Source organism: Hymenobacter taeanensis (assembly GCF_013137895.1).
GTDB classification, from domain to species: domain Bacteria; phylum Bacteroidota; class Bacteroidia; order Cytophagales; family Hymenobacteraceae; genus Hymenobacter; species Hymenobacter taeanensis.
Genome location: NZ_CP053538.1, coordinates 602,005 through 624,018, shown reverse-complemented (window position 1 = coordinate 624,018; position 22,014 = coordinate 602,005). Strand labels below are relative to the sequence as shown.

The 22,014-nt window shown below is 55.0% G+C and carries 24 protein-coding genes; 10 read left to right on the top strand and 14 right to left on the bottom strand.

The genetic code is table 11. The annotated features are described in order from the left end of the window. The first annotated feature begins 100 nt into the window (after positions 1–100). The gene (locus HMJ29_RS02655) at positions 101–760 is read left to right on the top strand and encodes a DsbA family protein (protein WP_171590033.1); all 660 of its coding nucleotides are present in this window, start codon (positions 101–103) and stop codon (positions 758–760) included. 42 nt (positions 761–802) lie between these two features. Here the strand turns inward: HMJ29_RS02655 and HMJ29_RS02650 are convergent, their stop codons facing one another. From HMJ29_RS02650 to HMJ29_RS02635, 4 genes are all read right to left on the bottom strand, one after another. Beyond that, positions 803–1,423, bottom strand: coding sequence for a hypothetical protein (locus HMJ29_RS02650; protein ID WP_171590032.1), 621 nt, complete (start codon positions 1,421–1,423; stop codon positions 803–805). 96 nt (positions 1,424–1,519) lie between these two features. After that, a complete protein-coding gene (locus tag HMJ29_RS02645) occupies positions 1,520–2,401 on the bottom strand; it encodes a UbiA family prenyltransferase (protein ID WP_171590031.1) in 882 nt (293 codons plus the stop codon). 69 nt (positions 2,402–2,470) lie between these two features. Beyond that, a complete protein-coding gene (locus HMJ29_RS02640) occupies positions 2,471–3,265 on the bottom strand; it encodes a class I SAM-dependent methyltransferase (RefSeq protein ID WP_171590030.1) in 795 nt (264 codons plus the stop codon). Between the two features lie 45 nt (positions 3,266–3,310). Continuing rightward, entirely contained in the window at positions 3,311–3,517 is a 207-nt protein-coding gene (locus HMJ29_RS02635; RefSeq protein ID WP_171590029.1) for a hypothetical protein, read from the bottom strand. A gap of 285 nt (positions 3,518–3,802) precedes the next feature. Here HMJ29_RS02635 and HMJ29_RS02630 point away from each other — a divergent pair, with 285 nt between their 5' ends. The 7 genes from HMJ29_RS02630 (at position 3,803) to HMJ29_RS02600 (ending at position 10,640) form a co-directional block, all read left to right on the top strand. Then, complete coding sequence (locus tag HMJ29_RS02630) at positions 3,803–4,465, top strand: hypothetical protein (protein ID WP_244678724.1); 663 nt, start codon at positions 3,803–3,805, stop codon at positions 4,463–4,465. Between the two features lie 67 nt (positions 4,466–4,532). Beyond that, a complete protein-coding gene (locus HMJ29_RS02625; protein ID WP_171590028.1) occupies positions 4,533–4,832 on the top strand; it encodes a winged helix-turn-helix domain-containing protein in 300 nt (99 codons plus the stop codon). 53 nt (positions 4,833–4,885) lie between these two features. Then, positions 4,886–6,529, top strand: coding sequence for a DUF4153 domain-containing protein (locus HMJ29_RS02620; RefSeq protein ID WP_171590027.1), 1,644 nt, complete (start codon positions 4,886–4,888; stop codon positions 6,527–6,529). Positions 6,530–6,583: 54 nt separating this feature from the next. Beyond that, the gene (locus HMJ29_RS02615) at positions 6,584–6,829 is read left to right on the top strand and encodes a hypothetical protein (RefSeq protein WP_171590026.1); all 246 of its coding nucleotides are present in this window, start codon (positions 6,584–6,586) and stop codon (positions 6,827–6,829) included. Beyond that, positions 6,826–7,206 carry a hypothetical protein gene (locus HMJ29_RS02610; RefSeq protein WP_171590025.1) on the top strand — a complete coding sequence of 127 codons (381 nt, stop codon included), beginning with the start codon at positions 6,826–6,828 and terminating at the stop codon, positions 7,204–7,206. Before HMJ29_RS02615 ends, HMJ29_RS02610 begins: the two co-directional genes overlap by 4 nt. Positions 7,207–7,666: 460 nt before the next feature. Next, positions 7,667–8,053 (top strand): hypothetical protein, encoded by a 387-nt coding sequence (locus HMJ29_RS02605; protein WP_171590024.1) that lies wholly within the window; start codon positions 7,667–7,669, stop codon positions 8,051–8,053. 349 nt (positions 8,054–8,402) lie between these two features. Next, on the top strand, positions 8,403–10,640 hold the full coding sequence (locus HMJ29_RS02600; RefSeq protein ID WP_244678722.1) for a transglycosylase domain-containing protein: 2,238 nt from the start codon (positions 8,403–8,405) through the stop codon (positions 10,638–10,640). Positions 10,641–10,718: 78 nt separating this feature from the next. Here the strand turns inward: HMJ29_RS02600 and HMJ29_RS02595 are convergent, their stop codons facing one another. The 3 genes from HMJ29_RS02595 to HMJ29_RS02585 form a co-directional block, all read right to left on the bottom strand. Beyond that, positions 10,719–11,630 (bottom strand): TIGR01777 family oxidoreductase, encoded by a 912-nt coding sequence (locus HMJ29_RS02595; protein WP_171590023.1) that lies wholly within the window; start codon positions 11,628–11,630, stop codon positions 10,719–10,721. A 140-nt stretch (positions 11,631–11,770) separates the two neighbouring features. Beyond that, the gene (gene folE / locus HMJ29_RS02590; protein WP_171590022.1) at positions 11,771–12,451 is read right to left on the bottom strand and encodes a GTP cyclohydrolase I FolE; all 681 of its coding nucleotides are present in this window, start codon (positions 12,449–12,451) and stop codon (positions 11,771–11,773) included. Then, positions 12,444–12,851, bottom strand: coding sequence for a 6-pyruvoyl trahydropterin synthase family protein (locus tag HMJ29_RS02585; protein ID WP_171590021.1), 408 nt, complete (start codon positions 12,849–12,851; stop codon positions 12,444–12,446). The genes folE and HMJ29_RS02585 overlap by 8 nt, the downstream gene beginning before the upstream one ends. Positions 12,852–13,135: 284 nt before the next feature. Here HMJ29_RS02585 and HMJ29_RS02580 point away from each other — a divergent pair, with 284 nt between their 5' ends. Further along, positions 13,136–13,846: a DNA repair ATPase gene (locus HMJ29_RS02580; RefSeq protein ID WP_171590020.1), complete on the top strand. Its 711-nt coding sequence runs from the start codon at positions 13,136–13,138 to the stop codon at positions 13,844–13,846. 96 nt (positions 13,847–13,942) lie between these two features. Here the strand turns inward: HMJ29_RS02580 and HMJ29_RS02575 are convergent, their stop codons facing one another. Both HMJ29_RS02575 and HMJ29_RS02570 read right to left on the bottom strand, forming a co-directional pair. Beyond that, complete coding sequence (locus HMJ29_RS02575; protein WP_171590019.1) at positions 13,943–14,551, bottom strand: inorganic diphosphatase; 609 nt, start codon at positions 14,549–14,551, stop codon at positions 13,943–13,945. A gap of 117 nt (positions 14,552–14,668) precedes the next feature. After that, a complete protein-coding gene (locus HMJ29_RS02570) occupies positions 14,669–17,662 on the bottom strand; it encodes a M1 family metallopeptidase (RefSeq protein ID WP_171590018.1) in 2,994 nt (997 codons plus the stop codon). 147 nt (positions 17,663–17,809) lie between these two features. Here HMJ29_RS02570 and HMJ29_RS02565 point away from each other — a divergent pair, with 147 nt between their 5' ends. Further along, the gene (locus HMJ29_RS02565; RefSeq protein WP_171590017.1) at positions 17,810–18,229 is read left to right on the top strand and encodes a hypothetical protein; all 420 of its coding nucleotides are present in this window, start codon (positions 17,810–17,812) and stop codon (positions 18,227–18,229) included. 173 nt (positions 18,230–18,402) lie between these two features. Here HMJ29_RS02565 and rplS read toward each other — a convergent pair whose 3' ends face one another. From rplS to HMJ29_RS02540, 5 genes are all read right to left on the bottom strand, one after another. After that, complete coding sequence (gene rplS, locus HMJ29_RS02560; RefSeq protein WP_171590016.1) at positions 18,403–18,783, bottom strand: 50S ribosomal protein L19; 381 nt, start codon at positions 18,781–18,783, stop codon at positions 18,403–18,405. A gap of 180 nt (positions 18,784–18,963) precedes the next feature. Continuing rightward, positions 18,964–19,641: a tRNA (guanosine(37)-N1)-methyltransferase TrmD gene (gene trmD, locus HMJ29_RS02555; protein ID WP_171590015.1), complete on the bottom strand. Its 678-nt coding sequence runs from the start codon at positions 19,639–19,641 to the stop codon at positions 18,964–18,966. Between the two features lie 12 nt (positions 19,642–19,653). Continuing rightward, positions 19,654–20,229 (bottom strand): ribosome maturation factor RimM, encoded by a 576-nt coding sequence (gene rimM / locus HMJ29_RS02550; protein WP_171590014.1) that lies wholly within the window; start codon positions 20,227–20,229, stop codon positions 19,654–19,656. Between the two features lie 116 nt (positions 20,230–20,345). Further along, entirely contained in the window at positions 20,346–20,894 is a 549-nt protein-coding gene (locus HMJ29_RS02545; RefSeq protein ID WP_171590013.1) for a 30S ribosomal protein S16, read from the bottom strand. A gap of 261 nt (positions 20,895–21,155) precedes the next feature. Next, a complete protein-coding gene (locus HMJ29_RS02540; RefSeq protein WP_171590012.1) occupies positions 21,156–21,929 on the bottom strand; it encodes an acyl-CoA desaturase in 774 nt (257 codons plus the stop codon). Positions 21,930–22,014 lie beyond the last annotated feature (85 nt).

The following is a 22,014-nucleotide window of genomic DNA, read 5'->3' as shown; positions in this document are numbered from 1 at the left end:
AACCACGGTCATAATTATAAATAAAACGCAATAAGGTATGCTCAACTCATTAGTAAGGCATACTTTTGATTAGTTACGACACACGAAGGCTGTGCTGCCCATGATTACACAAAATCTGCCCGAGCTCCTTTATATCTCCGATGCGTACTGTGCCTGGTGCTACGGCATGAGCCCCGTCGTTCAGCGGGTGGCACGTGAGTTTGCGGGGCGCATTACCATTGGGGTGCTCAGTGGCGGAATGATTAAGCACGACGATGTTGGTCCTATCGGAGAAGTGTGGGAAGATATTGCAGGAACTCTACAACAGGTGGAACAGGTAACGGGTGTGCGGTTTGGAGAGGCATATAAACTGCTAGGCCAGGCCGGTACGTATGTGCAAGACTCTGAGCCCCCGGCTCGGGCAGTGCACGCGTTTCGGCAGCTTGATCCGGAGGGTAGAGCAGTGGCTTTTGGGCGCGATATTCAACTGGCTCTGTTTGAGCGGGGCCAAGACTTGAATGTGGTAGCCACCTATGAGGCTCTGTTGGGGCCCTATGGAGTAAGGGCAGAGGACTTCCGCCGGGTATTTGAGCAGCCCGCAACCGCAGCTGCGGTAGAGCAGGAATTTTTGGCCGTAGGTAGAATTGGCGTGCAGGGATTCCCAACAAGTATTTTGCGGATAGGCTCGCAGGGGTATGTGCTTAGCCGTGGTTACCAGCCATACGAAGTGTTTGTGCAAGGGCTGGAGCAAGCCTTGCAGCAGGCAACAGAAGAGGCCTAGCTATTGCCATCAGCCCAGCAGGGCCCGACGAAAACTGGGTGGCTATTGCACCCGAACTACCTGCTTGCGCAACGGTGACCAGGCAATTACCCGATGGTCTTCTTTGCCTACCAAGTAGTGGAAGCCAAGCGCATCAGGGCGGCGGCGAAGGTCGGTCCAGGCGGCTTGGTCTGCTAGGTCCGGCTGGTACGTAGCGGCGGCAGGAATGGCGGGGCGCTGGAAATTCTTTTCCGCGAAGAACTCATCCATGCGGCGGCGTACATACGCTTCGCGCTCTGCCTGGGTGGCGGTAGCGTCCTTCATCTCATATACCAGGGCGGCTTCTAAATCTGGGGCAGTAAGCTCTTCCCGGAAGATAACCTGGCCGCTGGCCGTAGTAATAGTAAACGTAGCCTCGCTGCTGAGGAGATTAGGGCCACGAAGTGCAAGGGTAAAAACGTCGGGGGTAGCTGGGGCGGAGAAGGTATGCCGCTTGCGGACCACCTTTAAGGTGTCGGCCTGAGCATTAACTACTGCCGGACGGGCGGTATCCAATGGCTCTGCGGTAGTACCGGAGGCAGACTCAGGAACCGATGAAGCAGAGGCCGCAGTTTGCTCAGCTTGCTCAGCAGGTGAGGAGCAAGCCGCTACAAGCGGTAACAGACAAAGAAGGGTGCGCCGCATAGCAGACTCAGATAAATGGTTTGGGCTGAATATAGCGTTCTACGCGTAAAGCTGCGCATGAGGCTACGAGCCCGCCCCTATACCCCAAGGAGTGGCCTAGAGCCAGTGGCGCAGCAACATCACCACGAAGGCCGCACTCAGGCACACCGACGAAACCTGGTTCATGCGCATGGTGCGCTCAAAGTTAGCGTTGGTGGGTGACTGCCACACCGCCCTGGCCCAGCTCAGAAATAAAACCACTACCGGACCAGTAGCAGCCAGGAAAATCAGCAGGTCTGGGACCTCCTGCCGCCAGAGGTAGGCCAGGGCCAAAACCGCCGCGCCGGTTAGCAAGCCCAGGCCCGCAAACACAAACGTGCCTCTAATGCCTAGGCGCAAGCTCAGGGTCTGGTCGCCGCGGCGGGCATCTTCGTTATGCTGGTATACTTGCGTAAGAGGGTAGGAGCCGCACAGAAACAGGCTGCTGACTAAGGCTACTACTAAGTTCTGAGGGGCCAGAATCTCGGCTGAGCTGGCATTTACGCCTATCTGCGTCATAAGAAATGTGTAGGCGCCCTGAAATACTACCACTACCAGGGTGCTGAGCAGCGGGTATTTTTTCAGCCGAATGCCTTCAAAGCTATAGGCTTTCGAAACCAGGAGATACCCCGCTACTAGAGCTCCAAACCACGGGTTCAGGAGCAAGCCTCCCAGCACAGCCAGCGCATCAAACAACCAAACTAAGTGCAGGAGCTCCGGCGAAACTTTAGGGGGGTGCTTCAGGCCACCAATGCTTTCCTCGTCGCGGTCGTAGTAACTGTTGTAGCCGTTAGACGCCGGGTAGGCCAGTAGGTGCAGAATCACAAACACGCCCGCGGCCCGACTGATGCTAAAGGGCTCACGCAGGGCACTCAGGCCGAACCAGAACACTGGCATCAGATACACAGAAAACGGAATGCGCAGCAAAGGCAGCGCGCGGCGGTAGGCAACAAAAGGCATGGGCAGACGCTGCTGTGGGGAGGGGAGGCGCGGGAGCAGGTTCCGACGGCGAGAGCCGCAAGCTACGGCTTACGGCGTATTATCCCGCGGAACACCTACCAGATAGGTTACCTGCGGGCCCCACCAGTGGCGCACTTTGCCGGCTTGCCAGGTGAAGGTGGCAGTAGGATCGGCGCGGTGAGCAAGGGCCAGGAGCTGCTCTGGCGGGTACATGCGCAGAATAGATACGCAGCCGTCCCAGATGGTAAACAGCGGAATGAGCGGCACCAGGTAAGTAAAAAACAGCCGGCTCCACCGGAAGGGCCTGATAAAAGGAGTGATGAGCAATTGGGCCACAGGCAGCACCGTGAGAGCCAGCCCAATTTCAGCCCAGTGTTTGCCGGCTCCTTCAAACACCCCAATACCCGCGCGTTGGCGCACGGCATCAGCCAAGATGGCCTCTGCCATAGGCGGCGGGAAGTGGTGAAAGGCTGAAAAAACCGTGCGGAAGCCGCCTAGACCAGCGGGTACCGCTGTGGCATCAACGGCGGTAGGCTCAAAGCTCAGGCCTAGTGTGCGGGTGGCCAGTAGTTGCCAAGCCGCTGGTTGCGGGTATAGATCAGTGAGGCAGATGCGGGCCTGGGGGAGGCCTACGTTCTGCAAGGAGCGCAGTACGCCCTCGGTGCCACCCCCGGCGCCGGCACCCAGCTCCAGAATCTGCGGCTGCTTAGTTTGCTGCAAGGCAGCACGCAGGAGCGGTACAATGGGTTGGTAGGTGCCCAGCGCCGAAATCATGAAACGCAGGTAATCCATCATGCCCGCCCGAATTACACGCGGAAACCAGGGCAGGTCTTCAAACTCAAATAGCTGGAGGCGAACTTTCACCCGCCTAAGTACGGAGAAAACCTCTGCCGGGCTATTTCGTTAGGGCTAGGCCACAGTAGGCCGAGCCGCGGGGCCATAGAGCCACAGCACCGTTAGAACAGCGGAGCCCAGGTAGGGCAACGACATTTCTAGCAAGGCCATCAGCGAGTGTATCGGCAGTAAGAGCAGGAGCAAGTAGTTGGCCACCAGAAAAAATAGGCCTATGCCCAGCAGTGCCATCGTCCACCGAGACCAGTCAGAACAGCGGGTCATAACGGCGAGGATATATCTGCTATTATGGGCTGGGCAATTGCTGCTCCCTATGACGGGAAAGCCAGAAGTACTTTGTCAGGCGTTCTGGTATAGTGAGTATTGCTTTCCTGACAAACTGAATAAGACATAGCACAGGTCAGGAAACAAAGTGCCGAACAATAATTATGTACTTACACCTCGTACTCAAAAGGTGTGACTGCAGAGAGGATAGATAAAAATTGTGTACTCATATACTTGTAAAGCCGAATAAGTTTACTTGCTTTGCAATACAAAGTGCTTTTAGCCATGATGCAGTCCGCCACCGATCCGCTTGCCCAGCTTACCGAGATTCGCGCCATTATGGAGCGTTCCTCCCGCTTCATTTCACTGAGCGGCCTCTCCGGAGTAGGGGCGGGCGTGGTAGCGCTGGCGGGGGCCGGCCTAGGCCACTTATTTTTGCTGCAATGGTTTCCGAGCAGTGAGTACGGTACCATGGGCTACCTGCGGCTGCTGCAAAGCACGGAGGCAGAGCGGATGCTGGTGCTGCCGTATTTGTTGGGCTTTGCCTTGGGTATGATTGCGGTGGCGCTAGTGGTGGCTACATTCTTTACGGTGCGGCGCGCCCGGCGGGCCGGGTTGCCGGTGTGGAGTGCACTGGGCCGGCGCCTAGCACTTAGCCTGGCTATTCCGCTGATTGCTGGCGGGTTGTTTTGCCTAGCGCTGTATGTGCGCGGGGCCGTAAGCTTGGTTGTACCGGGCCTGCTCACGTTCTATGGCCTGGCGCTGCTCAACGGCAGCAAGTACACGCTCGATGAAATTCGCTGGCTTGGTCTCACTGAAATAGTGCTTGGTTTAGTTGCCGTGTTGCTCCCTGGCTTTGGGTTGGCGTTCTTTGCGCTCGGTTTCGGGTTTGGGCATATTCTCTACGGCTTGCTCATGTACAACCGCTACGAGCGGAAACAGGCCTAGCTGCCCGCCTTCTGATTTACCTCATTTCTTCGGCCTTGCGCCGTTTGCTCCCCCAGGAATTCTGCCTGTGAAACATGTTATCCATACGCTTAATAAAGCTTTTGACAACCGCGTGCGGTTGGGCGTAATGGCTGTGCTCATGGCTAACGAAACGGTGAGCTTCAATGAGCTGAAAGAGGCGCTTGACCTAACCGATGGAAACTTGGCCAGCCACGTTTCGGCCCTGGAAAAAGCTGGGTATGTGGCCGTCAGTAAGCAGTTTGTGGGAAAGAAGCCCAACACCACCTATTCAGCCTCAGTTGAAGGGAAACAAGCATTTCAGAACCACTTAACGGCCCTCGAAAAATTGCTGCGCCCTAGCGGGTAAATTTTTTTGCCTTTATACTTTGTAACGCAAAGTTCTTTTAAATAATAAAAATTATGGCCACAGTAACTTCCCTGGCTGCTCCAGGGCCCAGACCACAAGCGCACCGCGCCAAACCTCTTGCCCTTAGCACCCTACAGAAGCTGATGTTGCCGCTGGGGGCTATTGCTTTTGATATCTTATTCTGGAATCAGGAAGTGGGGTTAAACCTGAGCTTGTACACCCTCCTGATAACAGTAGTCACGTTGCTAGGCCTGCCGCGCCACGCAGCGCAATGGCACTCGGTGGGGTTTTGGGCCATGCTGTTGGGTACGGTGCTAAGCTCGGGGCTGGTGGTATGGCTTGGCTCGGGTACGGCGCGGCTAGCGTGTGTGGCGTCGCTGGTGCTGTTGCTGGGTTACCGCAACCAGCCGTTGCTGCGGCAGGTGGCCTACGCACTGCTCACGGCACTAGGAAGTGTTACGCTGGCTTTGCCTGGGCTACTGCCTTACCTGCATCTGCCAAACGGTGGCTCAGCGGGCTGGGCGCGCACTCGCTTTTATAGCCGGGTGCTGTTGCTGCCGCTTGTGGTGCTGGGTGTATTCCACGTGTTATTTTCGTTGGGCAGCCCGCAGTATGCGGAGCTGAGCAGCCAGCTTTTTGCTACGCTAGAGGAGTGGCTAGGCCAGTTATTGGCTGGTATATCAATACCGCATCTGCTGTTTTTCGTGTTGGGGTTGCTGCTTACTGCAGGCGCCATCGTCAGTGTGCCCTACCATTTCTTTCTCGACCAGGAATCTCGCTTCGGGGAATTTGTGCGGCGGCAGCGCGACCGGGTGGCTTCCCTGGCCGTGCGGCGCCCCGACTTTGGCCTCAAGAAATTCCGCACCCTTGACCTGCGCAAAGAGTACCTGGCCGCGCTGGCCGTGTTTGGGCTGGTGAACGTTTTGCTGCTGGTAGTCAATGCGCTGGATGTTCGTCTGCTGTGGTTTGGCTTTACGCCCCGCCCTGGCTTCGACCTCACCCAATTTGTGCACGAGGGTACGTACGTGCTCATCCTGAGTATTCTGGTGGCCATGGGCATTGTGCTGTGGTTTTTCCGCCGCAACCTCAACTTCTACCAGCAAGGCCTACCCACCTTGCGCTGGGGCGCTACCATCTGGGTGTTACAGAATATAGTGCTAGTGGTTTCGGTGGGCCTGCGCAACTACTACTACATTTTGCACACCGGGCTAGCCTACAAGCGCATTGGCGTGTATGGGTTTTTACTGCTGACCTTATTTGGGCTGGGCACCGTGCTGCTCAAGATATGGCAGCGGCGCTCGGCCTTTTCTTTGGTGCGCCTGAATGGCTGGGCTGCCTATGCCGTGCTGCTACTGCTGGCGGCCGGCAACTGGGAGGTCTGGATTACGCGCTATAACCTGCAGCCCCGCTTCAAAGAGCTTGACTTGGGCTTCCTGCTGAACATGCCCGAGCGGATGCTGCCTGAGCTAGCTGCCCGCGAGGCCGTGCTGAATGGCATGACGCGCATTGTGGTGCTTGATGGCGCTGGGCGCAGCGAAACCCAGTTTACGCCCGCCGAGGCACACCGGCTGGTGAGGCAGCGCCTGGAGCGCTGGAAAGCAGCCTACCCACGCTACCACACCTGGCAAAGCTGGACCTACGCCGAAGCGCAAGCTTACCAGCAATTGTACGGGTCATCTACTACCGTGGCTCCTTAAGCCAGTGGTAAGATTCTGAATCGGTCCTGTATTTCCACTCTTCAACTTGTTGTTATGACGCTTCTTCCCATGCTGCTGACCGTAGGCGGGGGGCTGTTATGTGCTGCCTGCGTGGGTAGCCTGGCCTACCTGCTAAGCTGGCGCGAACTGGCCGCCACGCCTCCGGAGCGGGCCCGCCGCCTCTACTTAGGCGTACTGCCGGGCGCCAGCGTATTGCTAGGCCTCCTACTCTGGACCTTACTGCACGTAATGCTGCTGTGGGCTCCGGGAACTACGCCTACGGTGGCGGTTGCGCCATGAGCCGGGTTGCCCCCTCACCGCCGGTCCCGCGCGTGTCGGCTGGCCGAAGCTTATCGGTGCTTATTTTGGCACTGGCCGTGCTCTGGCTGTGGAGCCAGTTTCCGGCGTGGTATGCCAGCGGCTACAACAATGCCTTAGCTGCACAGCAACTGCAGCTTTTGTGGTTTCAGCCCTGGCTGGTAGGCTTGTTAGTGGTAATTACAAATGTGGGCACCTTGCACTGGGCCACGTTGCCGCTGGCTTTGCCTAGCTCGCCGGGTAGCCTCCTCGATGCTCCGCAATGGCAGCACGACGTAGTGTTCTGGTCGTGCGTGTGTTTTCATATAGGGAGCACTGCCGCCTTAATACGACTTGCCGCTATGTGGCTACACTCATGAGGCAGCACGTTTCCGGGCCATCCGACCCTATCAGGCGCCTCTTTCAGTTTGGGCTAAACACGGTGCTGCCCGCTGCCCCGGCTGGCATGTGGTGGGCAATAGGCCTAGGACTGTTTAGCCTCCTGAACCTGCTATTACAGCAGGAGGTATGGCCGCACACGCCTCATATTGAACACTGGTTTGAGCTCTTGGGCCTTCTCTGCTTAGTGATACTGCCCTGGCAAATTGGGCGTACTGCAAGCCGGGTGGCCAATTCCTTACCTGATTTATTCTGGCAGTTCTGCTGGCGCTTAGCCGCATGGAGTGCCTATGCGGCTGGTGCGGTGTTGCTGATTCCCGCAGGTATTGGCTTGGTCTGGCTGATAATCACCAAGCTAGCGGTCTAGCACACAGCACGGTTAGCATTGCCGGTTTAAGCTTTAAAACCAGGTGCCTTTTACCTCTCTATTAAGAAAGTAATATGTACTCTTCTGAATCTATTGCAGCTGCTGAGCAGTCCGACGTAGCTATTAAGCTTGCCGGGGCTCAGCAAATCAAGGATATTACCACTATCGTGTTCATGAATCTTATGCTGCTGGTACCCATTGCGTGGCCGGGGCTGGTGTTGTTTGGCTTTCGGTGGGCGTTGTTGAAAAAGGCAACTTCCAGTGCAAGGGCCGCCGTGTTGTGGAGTTGCACCTTTGTGCATGAAGTACTGTGCTTTATACTATTTGCTTCCAGTTCTGCTTCAGACGAGACTATTGGCTTATTACCCAATTACTATTACGCCTGGGGGTATGCTATTGGTATCGGGTTGAGCGCAATAGCGTTGCTGGAGCTGATGTACCGCAGCTCCGCCGCAAAATAGTAACGCCCTGCTATGACGCGGAAGTAGTACCCAGCGGAGGAAGTCTAGCAGTTATCTAACACTGAGTGGCCTACGACAGCTAACGAATCGAACTGGCCCAAATCTAACACGGCTAAAACGGGGGGCACTTCATCTGCCAGCCGCGCCTAACTGGTATATTTGCGCCTTAGTTGCCGGGCCATAGTGCCCTGTTCGCCTCAACGCGCCCTGAATGTCCGCACCAGACTCTCCAAATATAACTTCTGCTACCCCGCCCAAACGGAAATGGCCTAACATCCTTTCCCGTACTATTTGGGGCTTTTTTGTGGTCGGGCTCGGCATATTCCTGCTGTACCCCATCCTGGTCAGCATGAACTTTCTGTTCTTGTTTGGCAAGTCGCCGAGCCTGGAAGAGCTGGAAAACCCCAAGGTGGAGCAGCCCTCAGAAGTGTACACCGCCGACGGTGTGCTGATGGGCCGCTACTTCCGCGAGAACCGCTCGCCGGTACCACTCAATGAGATGTCGCCCTGGCTGACCAAGGCTCTCATCGCTACTGAAGATGTGCGCTACTACGAGCACTCCGGCATCGACCCCACCGCTATTGCCCGGGCAGTAGTGGGCGTAGTGCGGGGCGGCAGCGGCGGCGGCTCTACCATCACGCAGCAGCTGGCTAAAAACCTCTACCGCACCCGGCGCGAGGAAAACACGGGTGGCCTAGGCCACATTCCGGGAATCAGCACCATTATCAGCAAGACCAAGGAGTGGCTAACCAGCGTGGAACTGGAGCGCCGCTATACCAAGGAAGAAATTCTGCGGCTCTACCTCAATACCGTTGACTATGGCTCCAGCTCCTTCGGCATCAAAGTAGCCGCCAAAACCTTCTTCAGCACCTCGCCCGACAGCCTGCAGCCTGAACAGGCGGCCATGCTCATAGGGGCCGTAAATGCCCCCACGGCTTATAACGCCCGCTTCCACCCCGAGGCGGCTATGCGCCGCCGCAACCTCGTGCTCACGCGTATGGGGCAGGCCGGTTTCCTGACGTCTGCGCAGGTGCAGGAGTACCAGGCCCGCCCGCTAGGCCTCCGCTATCAGGTAGAAAAGCATGTAGACGGCCCCGAGAATTATTTCCGCGGGGCTATCAGCCAGCAGGTAGCCGCCTGGTGCAAAAAGAATGGCTACGACATGTACCGCGACGGCCTGAAAATTTATACCACCCTCGACTCGCGCATGCAAACGTATGCTGAAGAGGCGGTGCATGAGCGCATGAAAGCCCTGCAGCGGCAGTTTGACAACTTCTGGCGCAACCGGGGGCAAAATCCCTGGGTAGATGAGAAGGGCAATGAAATTCCCGACTTCATTGAAACCCAGATTAAGCGCACCGAGCAGTACAAGGAGCTGGCTGAGCGCTACAAAGGCCGCCCAGAGCTGCTGGAGGAGGCCCTGCACCGCAAGCGCAAAATTGCGGTCTTCACCTGGAAGGGGGATGGGGTGGATTCGCTGAACTTGTCCTTACTTGATTCGCTGGCTTATTACAAGCACTTCCTGCACGCCGGCATGATGACCATGGACCCCTTCACGGGCCATATTAAAGCGTGGGTGGGTGGCCTAGACTACAAGTTTTTCCAGTACGACCACGTGAAGCAGGGCAAGCGCCAGGCGGGCTCTACCTTCAAGCCGTTTGTGTACCTCACGGCCCTAGACAATGGCTATACTCCCTGCGACCGAATCCGGGACCAGCGCGTGACCATTAAATACGTGGAAAACGGGGAGCCCATGGAGTGGCAGCCCGACAACGTAACCCGCGAGTACACGGGCATAAACATGACCCTGCGCCATGCCATGGCTCGCTCAGTAAACTCCGTTACGGCCCAGCTAACTGAAAAAGTAGGCTGGGATAATGTGGCCAAGTATGCGCACAAAGTGGGCATAAGGAGTAACCTGCTGGCCGTACCCAGCATAGGCCTAGGCTCTGGCGGCGACGTGAGCGTGTACGAAATGGTAAACGCCTACAGCACCTTCGTAAACCAGGGCTTCCGGCCCGAACCCATGCTCATCACCCGCATTGAGGACCAGAACGGCAACGTGATTAAGCAGTTTGACCCGCAGCAAAAGCGGGTGCTTCCTACCGAAACGGCCTGGCTGATGGTATATATGCTGCGCGGCGGCATGGAAGAGCCCGGCGGTACCTCCCAGGCTCTCTGGGACTATGAGTTGTGGAAGAAGAACAATCAGATTGGCGGTAAAACCGGCACCACCAGCAACTACTCCGATGGCTGGTACATGGGTATTACCAAGGATCTGGTTACGGGCGTGTGGGTAGGTGGTGAAGACCGCAGTATTCACTTCCAGGGCTCACAGCAGGGAGAAGGGGGCCGTATGGCTCTGCCCATTTTTGGTAAGTACATGGAGAAGGTTTACCAAGACCCAGAGCTGGGCATTACCATGGGCCCGTTTCCGCAACCCACCGTCAAAATCAACAAGAAGTACAACTGCGTAACCGAGGCGCCCCCCCGTCGGCAACGCGTAGAAGCCGTTGATACTATTGTAGTAGATAACCTGCTGGAGAATCTGAATAACGGCACAATATCAGTGCCTGATAGCCTGTAGCAAAACAGGTGTTGGCCAACAAAAAAGCCCCGGCCTGTATTTGCAGGCCGGGGCTTTCACTTAGTAGCTAATGCCAGTTTAGTCTTCGTTGTAAAAAGACTCTAGCGCAGGCTTTAGCTCCGGATACTCAAATTTAAAGCCCTGGTGGAGAACCCGGTCTGCACTAACGCGTTGGGAAGCCAGCACAATCTCGCTCATTTCTCCCATTACCAGCTTCAACCCAAACTCCGGAACCTTTGGCAGTACCAGCGGGCGGTGCAGAACTTCGGCCAGAGTTTTGGTGAACTCCTGGTTGGTCACCGGAGCCGGCGAAACAGCATTGTACGTGCCTTCCCACGTGGGCTCTTCCAAAGCCTGTATAAACAAGCGGCATAAATCGTCCAGGTGAATCCAGGACATGTACTGCCGGCCTGATCCCAGGGGAGCCCCAGCCATCATTTTTACTACGCGGGCCAGTGGTACCAACGCCCCGCCTTCCGGGCTCAGCACAATGCCAATCCGGAAAATAGCCGTTCTGATACCGCCTTCAGCCACGCTGTGCGCGGCACCTTCCCACTGCTGGCAGACTTCCGCCAGAAAATCATTCGAGGCAGGTGGCGTCTGCTCATTCACCACGCGGTCGTCCTGGTCGCCGTAAATGCCAATTGCCGAGGCCGAAATAAAAGCCTGCACATGGTGGTGGCCCTTGGCCATTTCCCGAGCTATGAGCTTTGTGCCAGCCAGGCGGCTGGATAGAATTTCGCGCTTGCGCTCATTCGTCCATTTGCCATCCGACACGCTGCTGCCTGCCAGATTAATAATATAATCGGCGTAGGTAACGGCAGCTTCATCAATAACACCCGCCTGAGGGTCCCAGCGGAAGCCACGGTAACGGGAGGTACTCGGATGACGGCTCAAAAGAGCTACTTCGTAACCGGCGTCAATCAGCATCTCGGCCAAGCGAGTACCTATTAGGCCAGTGCCACCAGTAATTAGAACTTTGCGGGACATTCGGAGGGTGTTGCCAGGAGGAAGCGCCAGGTTCAGATGGGGTTGCCCTGGCGGTGGAGTTGGAGTACGGATATGCAAGCTAACAGGCAACCGGTAACTCGCAACAGAATACTTAGTGCCAGTTCAACAGGTTGTTGAGCTTACTTACCTATCAGCCGCAGAAATTCCTGCCGCAACGCGCTGTCAGTGCTGAAAGCGCCGCTGTATTCTGCCGTGAGCGTGCCACTACTGGTATCATTCACGCCCCGGCTCATAACGCATAAGTGGTCAGCCTCAATCAAAACGGCTACATCTTCAGTACGCAATGCCTGTTTGAGCTCCTCTGCAATCTGGCGAGTCAGACGCTCCTGCACCTGGGGGCGCCGCGCGTAGTACTGCACCACCCGGTTAAGCTTACTCAACCCCACTACATGCTCGCCGGGTAGGTAGGCCACATGCGCCTTCCCAATGATGGGAACAAAGTGGTGCTCACAGCACGAAAACAGCGTAATGTCGCGCTCTACCAGCAGGTTTTGGTACTGGTAGCGGTTTTCAAAGAGTTTTACCTCGGGGCGGTGTTCGGGGTTGAGCCCCTTGAACCACTCTTGCACGTACATCTTAGCAACACGTTTGGGCGTCCCGTTCAGACTATCGTCGGACAGGTCGAGGCCCAGCACTTCCATGATCTCACGGAAATGACCGGCAATAGCCGTAATTTTTGCCTCATCACTGAGGGTAAAAGCATCAGAGCGGAGGGGAGTACGGAGCGACTGGGTCAGGTGACCATCGGCCGCCGGGGCTGCGCCGTCCGCAGCGGAAGCCGCGGGCACTAGGTTATCCATGGTATTCTACAAAATTGCGTTCGGTCTCGTACAGCGTGACCGATAGGCCTAGATGCGCCGCAACGTGGGGGCGCAACTTATTCCATATCACGACGGCGATATTTTCGGCCGTAGGGTTGAGGTGGCGGAATTCTTCCGTGTCAAGGTTGAGATTCCGATGATCAAAGATATCCAGAATCTCCCTCTTCATGAGGTCACTGAGCTGCTTCATGTCATATACATACCCAGTGTCAGGATTGATGGGCCCCGTAAGGCGGACAATCAGTTCATAGTTATGGCCGTGGTAATGAGGGTTGTTGCACTTCCCAAATACGCGCTGATTTTGCTCATCGCTCCAAGCTAGGTTGTGCAAACGGTGCGCAGCATTGAAGTGTTCCTTACGGCAGACGGTTACTTGCATAGTCGAGGTGAAACCAGGCCAGGGTAATTTTGTTTGTACTCTCCAAAGAAGAAAAAGCAGCTTATCAGTTTAGAAATGTACCGTGTATAGGTACATATATATGTTGTTTTGGTAGTTAAATAATACTGTGTATGAATTATTCAACAAAAATGCCACTTCTTAAAAAAAATCAATCCGGGGTATGCAAAGTTGGCTGTCAGACTATTTAAATTTGATGAGTCGGATTCCTGTATTCAAGCCGAATTAACCTGTAAATCATTTCTTCTCAACTCATTCCATTCCATATGAAAAGAGGCGTACTCCTTTCTTTACTGCTGGTATTTGTACTATCAGTAACCAGCTTCGCGCAAAAGTCGCCGGTTGACGAGACGGACATGGCTATCAAGGGCATTCCGCGCAAAGGCCAGCGTGTTTCTGTGCAGCTTGACAGCAAACGCGTAGAAGATTCTTGGAAAAAGAAACTCGACACGGAGTTTGGTGGCAAAGTAAAAGTTGACAAAGGTATCTATACCATGGATGGTGTAGTTATCGAGGCCATTGCTAAAACCCCGGTTCGCGTAATCAGCAAGGTTGATGCCGTACCAACGGGTACTACCGTATGGTGGTCAATTGACCTGGGCAATGCTTACCTGAGCAAAGATGCTACTCCCGTGCAGTGGAAAGCAGCCGAAGGATACCTGAAGGATTTCGCTCGGATGCTCTACCGCGAAGACTTGGCTATTCAGGTGGCAGAAGCTGAAAAAGGTCTGGTATCGTCGCAGAACAACCACATGGCTGTAATTGCCAAGGCTGACGCCATCAAGAAGGACATTGAGAAGAATAAAGCCAAGAAGGCTGAAATTCAGCAGCAGTTGGCTCAGAACGCCGCTGAATTGCTGCAGTACAACAACATGGTGGACATGAACCTGAAAGAGCAGGAAGCCGCCCGCGCCGACATTGTGAACATGCGCGTGGCTCTGGAAGCTGTGAAGGAGCGCATGAACAAGATCGAGTAGTCGTACTCACTCTCTCCCAGCAAGGCCCGGTTGATGTAGTCAACCGGGCCTTTTTCTGTATTGGGTATTTGTGTTGGGTATTTTAGGGTAGGAGAGTTACTGCAATTGCGCCTTTATTTGCTGCTCTGCGTATTTCTCGTCTTTCCAGCCTGCAATTCGCACGGCGTCAGATGGGTTGCGGTGCTGGAACCACAGGCCTAGCGCCTGCCGAACGGCTGGGTAGCGCCGCATCAGCGTAGCCCAGTCGGCCACATCAGGCAAAATGCGCTGCCCTGGTCGGGCGGGTACCGCCAGAATAGTTTGCTCCATGGTGCCATCTACATCCAGCAATACTACCCCAATAGGTATCACCTCCAGAATAGTACCTGCGGGCTCACTCTCGGCTAGTACCAGCGCTTGCAGAGGCTGCTCAGCCAGCACGGAGGCCGACGCACTAGCGCGGGTGCCCGGAATGAAGCCATAGTTGCCAGGAAACGGCAAAAACTCCACTACACGCTCTATTCCGGCTTGCTGGCTGGGCTTAAACTCGTGTGCTGCCGGATCATAGTACTGCTCGTGGTTGGTACCTGCTGGCACTTCAACTACCACTTGCAATAGCCGCCGCTCCTTCGAGTAGGTTGGCAAATCGGCATAATCGGTACGGCAACCGGCTACTAACCCCAGGCTGCTGACAAGCACTCCGAAAATCAAACCAGAAGCACGCATAGAAGTGAGACCTAAGGAAACCAAAAATTTCGGGCCGGGAAGCCCCAGCCTGCTTCTAGGCCAGTAGCTTCCCGGCCCGGAATGCCAAGTAACTTAAAAATCCGACAGGCTGATAACCTACTGCGCTAGCTGCTCATCCAGCAAACGGAAAGGGTTGAGCTGCTCGAGGTGCAATACAAAGCGGATACGATCAGTGAAGTCTTTGCGGCTGCTGGGTAACTCATCTTGGTACTGAGAGCCTGCTACTGGCAGGTAAAGCCGGAATACATTCTTAAAGAGCGGCAGCACTAGGCCTGCATCGTAATACAGGCGCTGAGCACCCCGCGATTCGTACAGCGTTTGGAACTCCTTGGTAGCGCCAAAGTCTGCGAACACGGCTAATCTGGTCACCGGCAAATCAGCCTCCAGGTTTAAAGTGCTTAGCCAGCGCTGGCTGTTGGCTTGTAGGCCACTCGTGGTGGGCACAAAGCTTTTGAAGGCACCATCGCGGTCATCGGTTTGGTGCACTTGCGCGGTGAAGGCATCCGAAATCTGCTGACGATCCAGGAAAGCAGTTTGCCGGCGGTAATCGGGGCTACCGCTCAGGCCCATGTAATAATCGGTGAAGTTGGATGACTGCAGGAACCGACCCCCAAACAAGCGGGCCCGCACCTGTTTTTTCGCCGAGTAATACCGTTGGTAAGTGGCAGTAGCTCGCAGCAGAGTAGCTTCGCTCGAAGGGATGTCTTCGGCCTGCGAAGGAATGAAGTGGTTAAGCTCAACGTGCGCCGACCAGCCTTGGAGGGCATTCTCCTGATGCACCCGGTAGTCCAGTGACTGAATGCTGCTGGTACGGTGCAGGTCCTCATCCTTAATGTAGGAGAGTGTGCCTTTCAACGAGTGCTGAGGCTGGTTGAAGGCGGAGTGGGGGAGAATGAACGTAATGCTCGGCTCCAGCTTGCGGTAACGCTCAAAGCGCTGCACTAACACCCCCGTTACAAGCTGCCGGACGTTCTTTTGCGGCAGCACATTCAGGCTGATATTGCCAATACCATTCAACTCATTCCGGTTGAAGCTGTACATGGGCATGGCCAGAAAGTTGAGCTTTTTGGGCGCAATGAGGTTATTGTAAAAGGCGGCCCCCAGCATAAACTTATCAGAGGTATTGGCGCCAAATACCGGTAACCAGTTAATGGTATTTCGGTCCCAGCGCTCTACGCTGGCCAACGGCCGAATGTGCAGTGGCTCCCAGGTGCGGAATGAGCCAGTCAGGTTGATGTGGTCGTCGCGGCGGTTTAGCTCAGGGGTGAGGTAGCCGGGGTCAACTACCACGGCGGCTACTCCCTCACGGCGGAAGTTGAGCTGCACCTCATCGTTCTCGTCATCCTTAACGCTACCAAATACGGGCGTCCAGTGGGTTTCCAGTACTTTGCCTTGAGCATCGAGCGTTGCTACGGGCACTGCGAAGGGTGCGCCTCCATCATTGCGCACCAGCACTTTCACCTGCTGGTCCTGCACCAGAATATCAGAGAGCGTAGCATCGTAGTGTACCTGGTTGGTGAGCATGCTCTTGAAAAACCAATCCAGTTTCTGGCCGCTCACTTCCTCAAATACGACCTCCATATCCTCAGGATAGGGATGACGGAACTGCCAGCGCTGATAGTAGGCCTGCATAGCGGCATCAAACTTCTCCTGACTCAGGTAGCCTGCCAGGTACTTGAGCAGCGAGGCCGTTTTACCATACACAATAAGCCCATAGTTCAGTTTGCCATACGCTGCCGATGTAGGGCCACTCACAGGCTGGTCGAGGCCGCGGCTGGCCACGGCTTGATAAGGTATCTGGTTAAGTGCGGCAGCCTCTAGGCCATCTACGTCTAGAGTTTTAGCCAGCCCCGGCGACTTTACCAGAAAATCGAACTGCCCGGCTGTGGGGTTGTCGCGCTCGGCCACCCGGTTCTCCACGTAGGAGTTCACGCCTTCATCCATCCAGGGGAAGTCACGCTCATTAGAAGCCAGAATGCCATAAAACCAGTTGTGGCCTACTTCGTGTACAATTGCAGAGGGCATGGTAACCGTTACCATCGGGTATTCCATACCCGAGCCTGCGTTAAGGGCCCCGTCAACGGCCGTAGCGGAAGCATAGGGGTACTCACCCACCCATTTCGAGTAGTAGGTGAGGGCATCGTTAACGTCCTGCAGGCCTTTTATCCACTTCTCAGCGTCTTTATTAGTGAACATGACCCAAGAGGTCACCGAGCGACCCGACGGTAGCGTGACGCCGCTCTTTAGCACATTGAAGCGCTTATCGGCAAACCAGGCAAAATCGTGTACGCGGTCCTGCACGTAGCGCAGGGTTTTGGTTTCTGGAGCTGAAGCCGGGAAACTGGCATCATCGCCAAAGTCCTTCTGAGTCTTTTTTAAGGCTGTAGCCGCTGCCAGTTGATCCAGGCGAGCCTGCTCCTCGGGGTTTTGCAGTACGCCGGTGGCACCCACTATATAATTGGCCGGCAGCGTAATGCGCACATCAAAAGTGCCAAATTCAGAATAGAACTCCCCTTGATCAAGGTAAGGCATCTGATGCCAGCCTTTCCGGTCGAATACCGCTGGCTTCGGGTACCACTGGGTAATCTGATAGCTCTGATCAACGTGCCCGAACCGGGAGAAAGAATCCGGAATTTTTACCCGAAAGGGGGTGGTAATAGTAGCACTAGCCCCCGGCGCAAGTGGCCTAGGCAACACAAGCTTCGCTATATCGGGGTTGTTGGGGTCATACTCCAGCTTGGCAGCTGCGCCGTCTACTTTGAAGTCAAGGCCATCAATGAAGCCCCGCTGCTCAGCTTTGGCAAACTGAAATTTGCGGCTGCCATTGCGCAACTGCTGCTTAGCAAAGGCAGAAGTATTGTCGCGGTAGGCATTCGGCCACAAGTGAAACCAGATATAGGAGAGGGAACCCGGTGAGTGGTTGACATAGGTTAACTCTTCCTGGCCCGTTAACACGTGCTGCTTGTCGTCGAGAGCAACGTCTATGGAATAGTTGGTTTCCTGCTGCCAGGTGGCAGGAACTGGCCTAGATTGCCCCAGAGCACATAGCGGAAATAGCGCCAGCCAAGCACCGGATAAAAATTTTCTCATACAGAAGGATAAAGGAACAGGAGCGGGTGATAAAACGAAAGTACGGTCCTGCCGTCGGATAGCCACGTCATAACCTTTGCTAACCTCTTCCGTTTGCTTTTGTATTCCCTTCCTCAACTTCGCCTAAAGGCCTAACTCATTACCTCTATGTCCTTTCACAAGCAACCCAAAGACGACACCCAGCATCAAAATCATTTGGATGGCGCCGTAAAAATACTGTCCAGCGACCTACAGGAAGAGGCAGACCGCGCTGGTCTTGATAACCACTTTCAGCGCTGGATTGAAGATTTGAAAGATGTTAATAATCCGGAGCTGCACCAAATTGTAACCGACCTACAAGCTCTGAAAGCACACTTTGGGGGCGGTACCATTGATAAAAACGTAGTATCGCAGCTGCTTAGCCGCTTAGGTGCTAACACAAGCAAAGCGGCCGTATTCGCTGATAACCCCAACACCGCCGAGCGAGTGGCTAACCTGGGGGAAGCCCTGAGTGCCGCGGCTAAGCAGGTGCAATCACCGCAAACCAGTGCCGACCAAGATCTAAGCCAAGACTCTGCCAGCCGCTAACCAGCCAAGTAAGAATAACTCAACAGAATGCCCCCACGCCAGACTGGTAGTGTGCCAGGCGGTGGGGCGTTCTGCTAGGCCAGAGTAGTGGCCTAGAGGATTAACCAGTAAATGCAGAAAAGCCGGCTCCTATTTCAGGAGCCGGCTTTTCATATTCTGAAGCTAAGAGCAACTTAAGCAGTTACTTTCTCGGCGATGTTCAGGCGACGCTCTTTGATGCGAGCAGCTTTGCCCGACAGGCCACGCAGGTAGAACAGACGAGCACGACGTACTTTACCACGACGGATTACTTCGATCTTGTCGATGTTAGGCGACAGGAGAGGGAAGATACGCTCGGTACCGATCTGGTTAGAGATTTTACGAACGGTGAAAGTTTCGCCGTTTGAGTTAGAGTTTTTGCGCTGGATAACTACACCCTGGAACTGCTGAATGCGCTCCTTGTTGCCCTCACGGATTTTCACGTGAACATTGATGGTGTCACCGGCGGCAAATTTGGGGAAGCTGGCGCGGCGCTCCTGGGATTCCTGCTGAATAAAATCGAGTAATACGCTCATGGCTGGAAAAACTGTGAAGGACGGCCGCGCCGTCCGAGGTTTCTGTTAAAGAGGCGCAAATATAGCGCTCTATTTTTAAATTGTGAAATGGTGAGATAGTGAAATTGCGAGTTAGTAGTTCTGGCTGCGGCACTTACGGAAGCAGAACAGCAGAGCGTACATTTTTACAACTTCTCAATTTCACTCTTGTAATAAGTCCGGCCGCCGTTGGCGGGTCCGTTCCACTGCCTGGTCATGACGCCAGACATCAATTTTAGGCGTGTTGCCAGAGAGTAGTATCTCCGGTACCCCATGACCGCGCCACTCGGCGGGCCGGGTGTACACGGGCGGCGAGAGGAGGTTGTCCTGAAACGAGTCGCTCAGGGCCGACTCTTCGTTGCCGAGCACGCCGGGTAATAACCGCACAACGGCATCTACCAAGATAGCTGCTCCCAATTCACCTCCGCTCAGTACGTAGTCACCTACACTGATTTCGTGGGTGATGTAAGCCTGCCGAATGCGTTCGTCAACCCCTTTATAGTGTCCGCAGAGCAGCAGGAGGTTACCCGCTAATGACAGCCGATTTACGAGCGGCTGACGAAGGGTTTCCCCGTCAGGAGTCAGGTAAATGATGGCGTCGTAGGAACGCTGGGCCAGTAGCTCATCGAAACAAGCAGCAATGGGCTCCACGCGTAGTACCATACCGGCACCACCCCCAAATACGTAATCGTCAATCTGGCCGTGCTTATTGATAGCGTAACGGCGCAGATCGTGCAGATGAATTTCGGCCAGGCCTTTATCCTGAGCGCGCTTCACAATGGAATGCGCAAAAGGGCTGACCAGCAAATCCGGCTGGCACGTGACAATGTCAATCCGCATAGTGGGAGAGGCCTACTCTTCGTCTAGGGGTTCATCCTGTTCCCGCGAGCCAGGCGACAAGTACACATCAAGCAAGCCTTCTGGCATGCTCACGTACAACTTGCGTTCCTGCTCATCAGCGCGCGAGACCAAGGCATCTACCACCGGAATCAGCACTTCCTTTCCTTGATAGCGCATGGCCAGCAGGTCTTGCTGCGGCAGCTCATAGAAGGTTTCTACGGTGCCCAGCGCGCCCAGCTGCTCATCTACTACGGTGTAGCCGATGACATCATGGAAATAGAATTGATCTTCCTCTAACTCGGGCAGTTCCGCCAAGGGGCGCCACAGCTTCGCATTACGGAGCGGTTCGGCGTCTTCTATGCGGTCAATGCCCTTGAGCTTGAATAGAACCCGGTTTTCAGCCTGTGGCTGCACCTTCTCCACCTCATAGGCCACTAGCTTGCCAGGGGCCGAAGGCAACTCGAGTAAAACAGACTTGAGCTTGCGGTATTCGTCGAGGTCGTCCACATCGAAGAAAGCCACCACGAAGCCTTTAAGGCCGTGCGGCTTCCCAAGGGAACCGAGTTGGTAGCAGTCGTCGAGCGTCATGGCAGAACAGTGAGGAGAGGAAACGTGAGAAGGTGATGAGGTTGGATAAGAAGCGTAGTGGCAATAGCCAGCAGCACCTCTTATTACCTCATCACCCTCATACGTATACGCTAGAACTAAGCGCCGGCTTCCTCCGTGGTCTCAGCCGAAGCTTCAGCCGTTTCGGTAGCGTCGCCTTCAGCAGCAGGAGCAGTAGCAGCCAGAGCAGCAGCTTGCTTCTGACGCTGAGCCTCAGCGCGAGCTTCTTTCACTTTAGTTTCAGCAGCCAGAGCGGCTTTGCGAGCCTCATCTTTAGCGCTGCCGATGTTGGTACGCTTGCCTTCGATCTTAGCGTCTTTCTGCTCTTTCCACTCGGTGAAGCGCTGGTCAGCAGTGTCCTGCGTGATAGCACCTTTGATTACACCAAGCTGCAGGTGCTTACGGTAGAGCACACCACGGTAAGAGAGCATAGCACGCACCGTATCGGTGGGCTGGGCGCCTTTCATGATCCAGTCAAACGCCTTGTCGCCATCGAAGTTGATGGTAGCAGGATTAGTCTGGGGGTTGTAGGTGCCGATTTTCTCGATGAAGCGGCCGTCGCGGGGCGAGCGGGAGTCAGCAACAACGATGTCGAATTGAGCGGCCTTTTTGCGGCCGCGACGGGCGAGGCGGATTTTAACTGCCATAAACCGGGTTGGTTAAGCGACGCATCTCGTGCGTCTGATTGAAAGTGAGGCGCAAAGGTAGGGAAAAGTCTGGTAGAAAGGAACGCCAGAGAAATGATTCCCGGAGAAACCCAGTCTTTGCTGAATCAGCCTGCTACAAAGTGCTGAGGAGCAACTGATGCCAAGCGGCGCTGCCGGCTCGCTTTACCAGCAGCGCCACGGGCAAAATAAAAAGGGCTGCTCCAGAAATGAAGCAGCCCTTTTAGTAGGTGCTAACTGAGGCTAGGCCGCCATTTTTTTTGCAGGCTTGGGCTTAGCGGGAGCTTGTACTTTACGCTTGATCTTTACAACTCCTACTTTATCCATGCCCCAAATGAACATGTAGGTAGGGTCAAACTCCCACCATTTCACCCCGAAGTTAACGCGCATGGGCAGCTTGTGGTGGTTGTTCTGGAACAGCTCCCCGAAGGCGAGGAAATCCAGCGCCAGCGTGTTTTTGGAGTGGTCGTGGTTGTCAAAATTCTGGTAGCCATACTTGTGGCCGCCCCAGTTCACAATAGCACCGTGGATCGGGCCCATCAGGAAGTGGATGGGCAACAGCAGAAACTGCCACCAGGCCGTAGCAAACTGCACGTAGAACAGCACGTAGAACGTGCCCCAACCCAGGCGGGAGTACCACTTGTCGCCGAAGTTCTCAATGGCGGTCCACTCTGGGTAGTCGCCCTCAAACCGTTCCGCCAGCTCATAACGGTGGTTCAGCACATCGTTGTAGATATTCTTCGTCTTCCACATCATCGAAAACGCATTCGATGAGAAAAGAGGAGAGTGGGGGTCCAGCTCCGTATCAGAGTAGGCGTGGTGCATGCGGTGCAGCAGCGCATATGCCCGCGGCGACAGGAACGATGAGCCCTGACAGATGTACGTGAACAGGAAGAAGAACTTCTCCCAAAACTTGTTCATTGTGAACATCTTGTGAGCCGCATAGCGGTGCAGGTAGAAGGTCTGCGTGAAGAGCGACAAATAATAGTGCGCTACGAAGAAAACGAGTATCGCCATGGGCCGAAAAAGAGATGAATCGAGGGTAGAAGCGGCTAATCCTCAGTTCGCAAAAGCTCGAAAGCTAAGGATAAGTTCAGCGGCT

Coding starts and splice junctions, on each gene's coding strand:
- HMJ29_RS02655 (WP_171590033.1), top strand. CDS start 101: ATGATTACACAAAATCTGCCCGAGCTCCTTTATATCTCCGATGCGTAC.
- HMJ29_RS02650 (WP_171590032.1), bottom strand. CDS start 1,423: ATGCGGCGCACCCTTCTTTGTCTGTTACCGCTTGTAGCGGCTTGCTCC.
- HMJ29_RS02645 (WP_171590031.1), bottom strand. CDS start 2,401: ATGCCTTTTGTTGCCTACCGCCGCGCGCTGCCTTTGCTGCGCATTCCG.
- HMJ29_RS02635 (WP_171590029.1), bottom strand. CDS start 3,517: ATGACCCGCTGTTCTGACTGGTCTCGGTGGACGATGGCACTGCTGGGC.
- HMJ29_RS02630 (WP_244678724.1), top strand. CDS start 3,803: ATGATGCAGTCCGCCACCGATCCGCTTGCCCAGCTTACCGAGATTCGC.
- HMJ29_RS02620 (WP_171590027.1), top strand. CDS start 4,886: ATGGCCACAGTAACTTCCCTGGCTGCTCCAGGGCCCAGACCACAAGCG.
- HMJ29_RS02615 (WP_171590026.1), top strand. CDS start 6,584: ATGACGCTTCTTCCCATGCTGCTGACCGTAGGCGGGGGGCTGTTATGT.
- HMJ29_RS02610 (WP_171590025.1), top strand. CDS start 6,826: ATGAGCCGGGTTGCCCCCTCACCGCCGGTCCCGCGCGTGTCGGCTGGC.
- HMJ29_RS02605 (WP_171590024.1), top strand. CDS start 7,667: ATGTACTCTTCTGAATCTATTGCAGCTGCTGAGCAGTCCGACGTAGCT.
- HMJ29_RS02600 (WP_244678722.1), top strand. CDS start 8,403: ATGAACTTTCTGTTCTTGTTTGGCAAGTCGCCGAGCCTGGAAGAGCTG.
- HMJ29_RS02595 (WP_171590023.1), bottom strand. CDS start 11,630: ATGTCCCGCAAAGTTCTAATTACTGGTGGCACTGGCCTAATAGGTACT.
- folE (WP_171590022.1), bottom strand. CDS start 12,451: ATGGATAACCTAGTGCCCGCGGCTTCCGCTGCGGACGGCGCAGCCCCG.
- HMJ29_RS02585 (WP_171590021.1), bottom strand. CDS start 12,851: ATGCAAGTAACCGTCTGCCGTAAGGAACACTTCAATGCTGCGCACCGT.
- HMJ29_RS02580 (WP_171590020.1), top strand. CDS start 13,136: ATGAAAAGAGGCGTACTCCTTTCTTTACTGCTGGTATTTGTACTATCA.
- HMJ29_RS02575 (WP_171590019.1), bottom strand. CDS start 14,551: ATGCGTGCTTCTGGTTTGATTTTCGGAGTGCTTGTCAGCAGCCTGGGG.
- HMJ29_RS02570 (WP_171590018.1), bottom strand. CDS start 17,662: ATGAGAAAATTTTTATCCGGTGCTTGGCTGGCGCTATTTCCGCTATGT.
- HMJ29_RS02565 (WP_171590017.1), top strand. CDS start 17,810: ATGTCCTTTCACAAGCAACCCAAAGACGACACCCAGCATCAAAATCAT.
- rplS (WP_171590016.1), bottom strand. CDS start 18,783: ATGAGCGTATTACTCGATTTTATTCAGCAGGAATCCCAGGAGCGCCGC.
- trmD (WP_171590015.1), bottom strand. CDS start 19,641: ATGCGGATTGACATTGTCACGTGCCAGCCGGATTTGCTGGTCAGCCCT.
- rimM (WP_171590014.1), bottom strand. CDS start 20,229: ATGACGCTCGACGACTGCTACCAACTCGGTTCCCTTGGGAAGCCGCAC.
- HMJ29_RS02545 (WP_171590013.1), bottom strand. CDS start 20,894: ATGGCAGTTAAAATCCGCCTCGCCCGTCGCGGCCGCAAAAAGGCCGCT.
- HMJ29_RS02540 (WP_171590012.1), bottom strand. CDS start 21,929: ATGGCGATACTCGTTTTCTTCGTAGCGCACTATTATTTGTCGCTCTTC.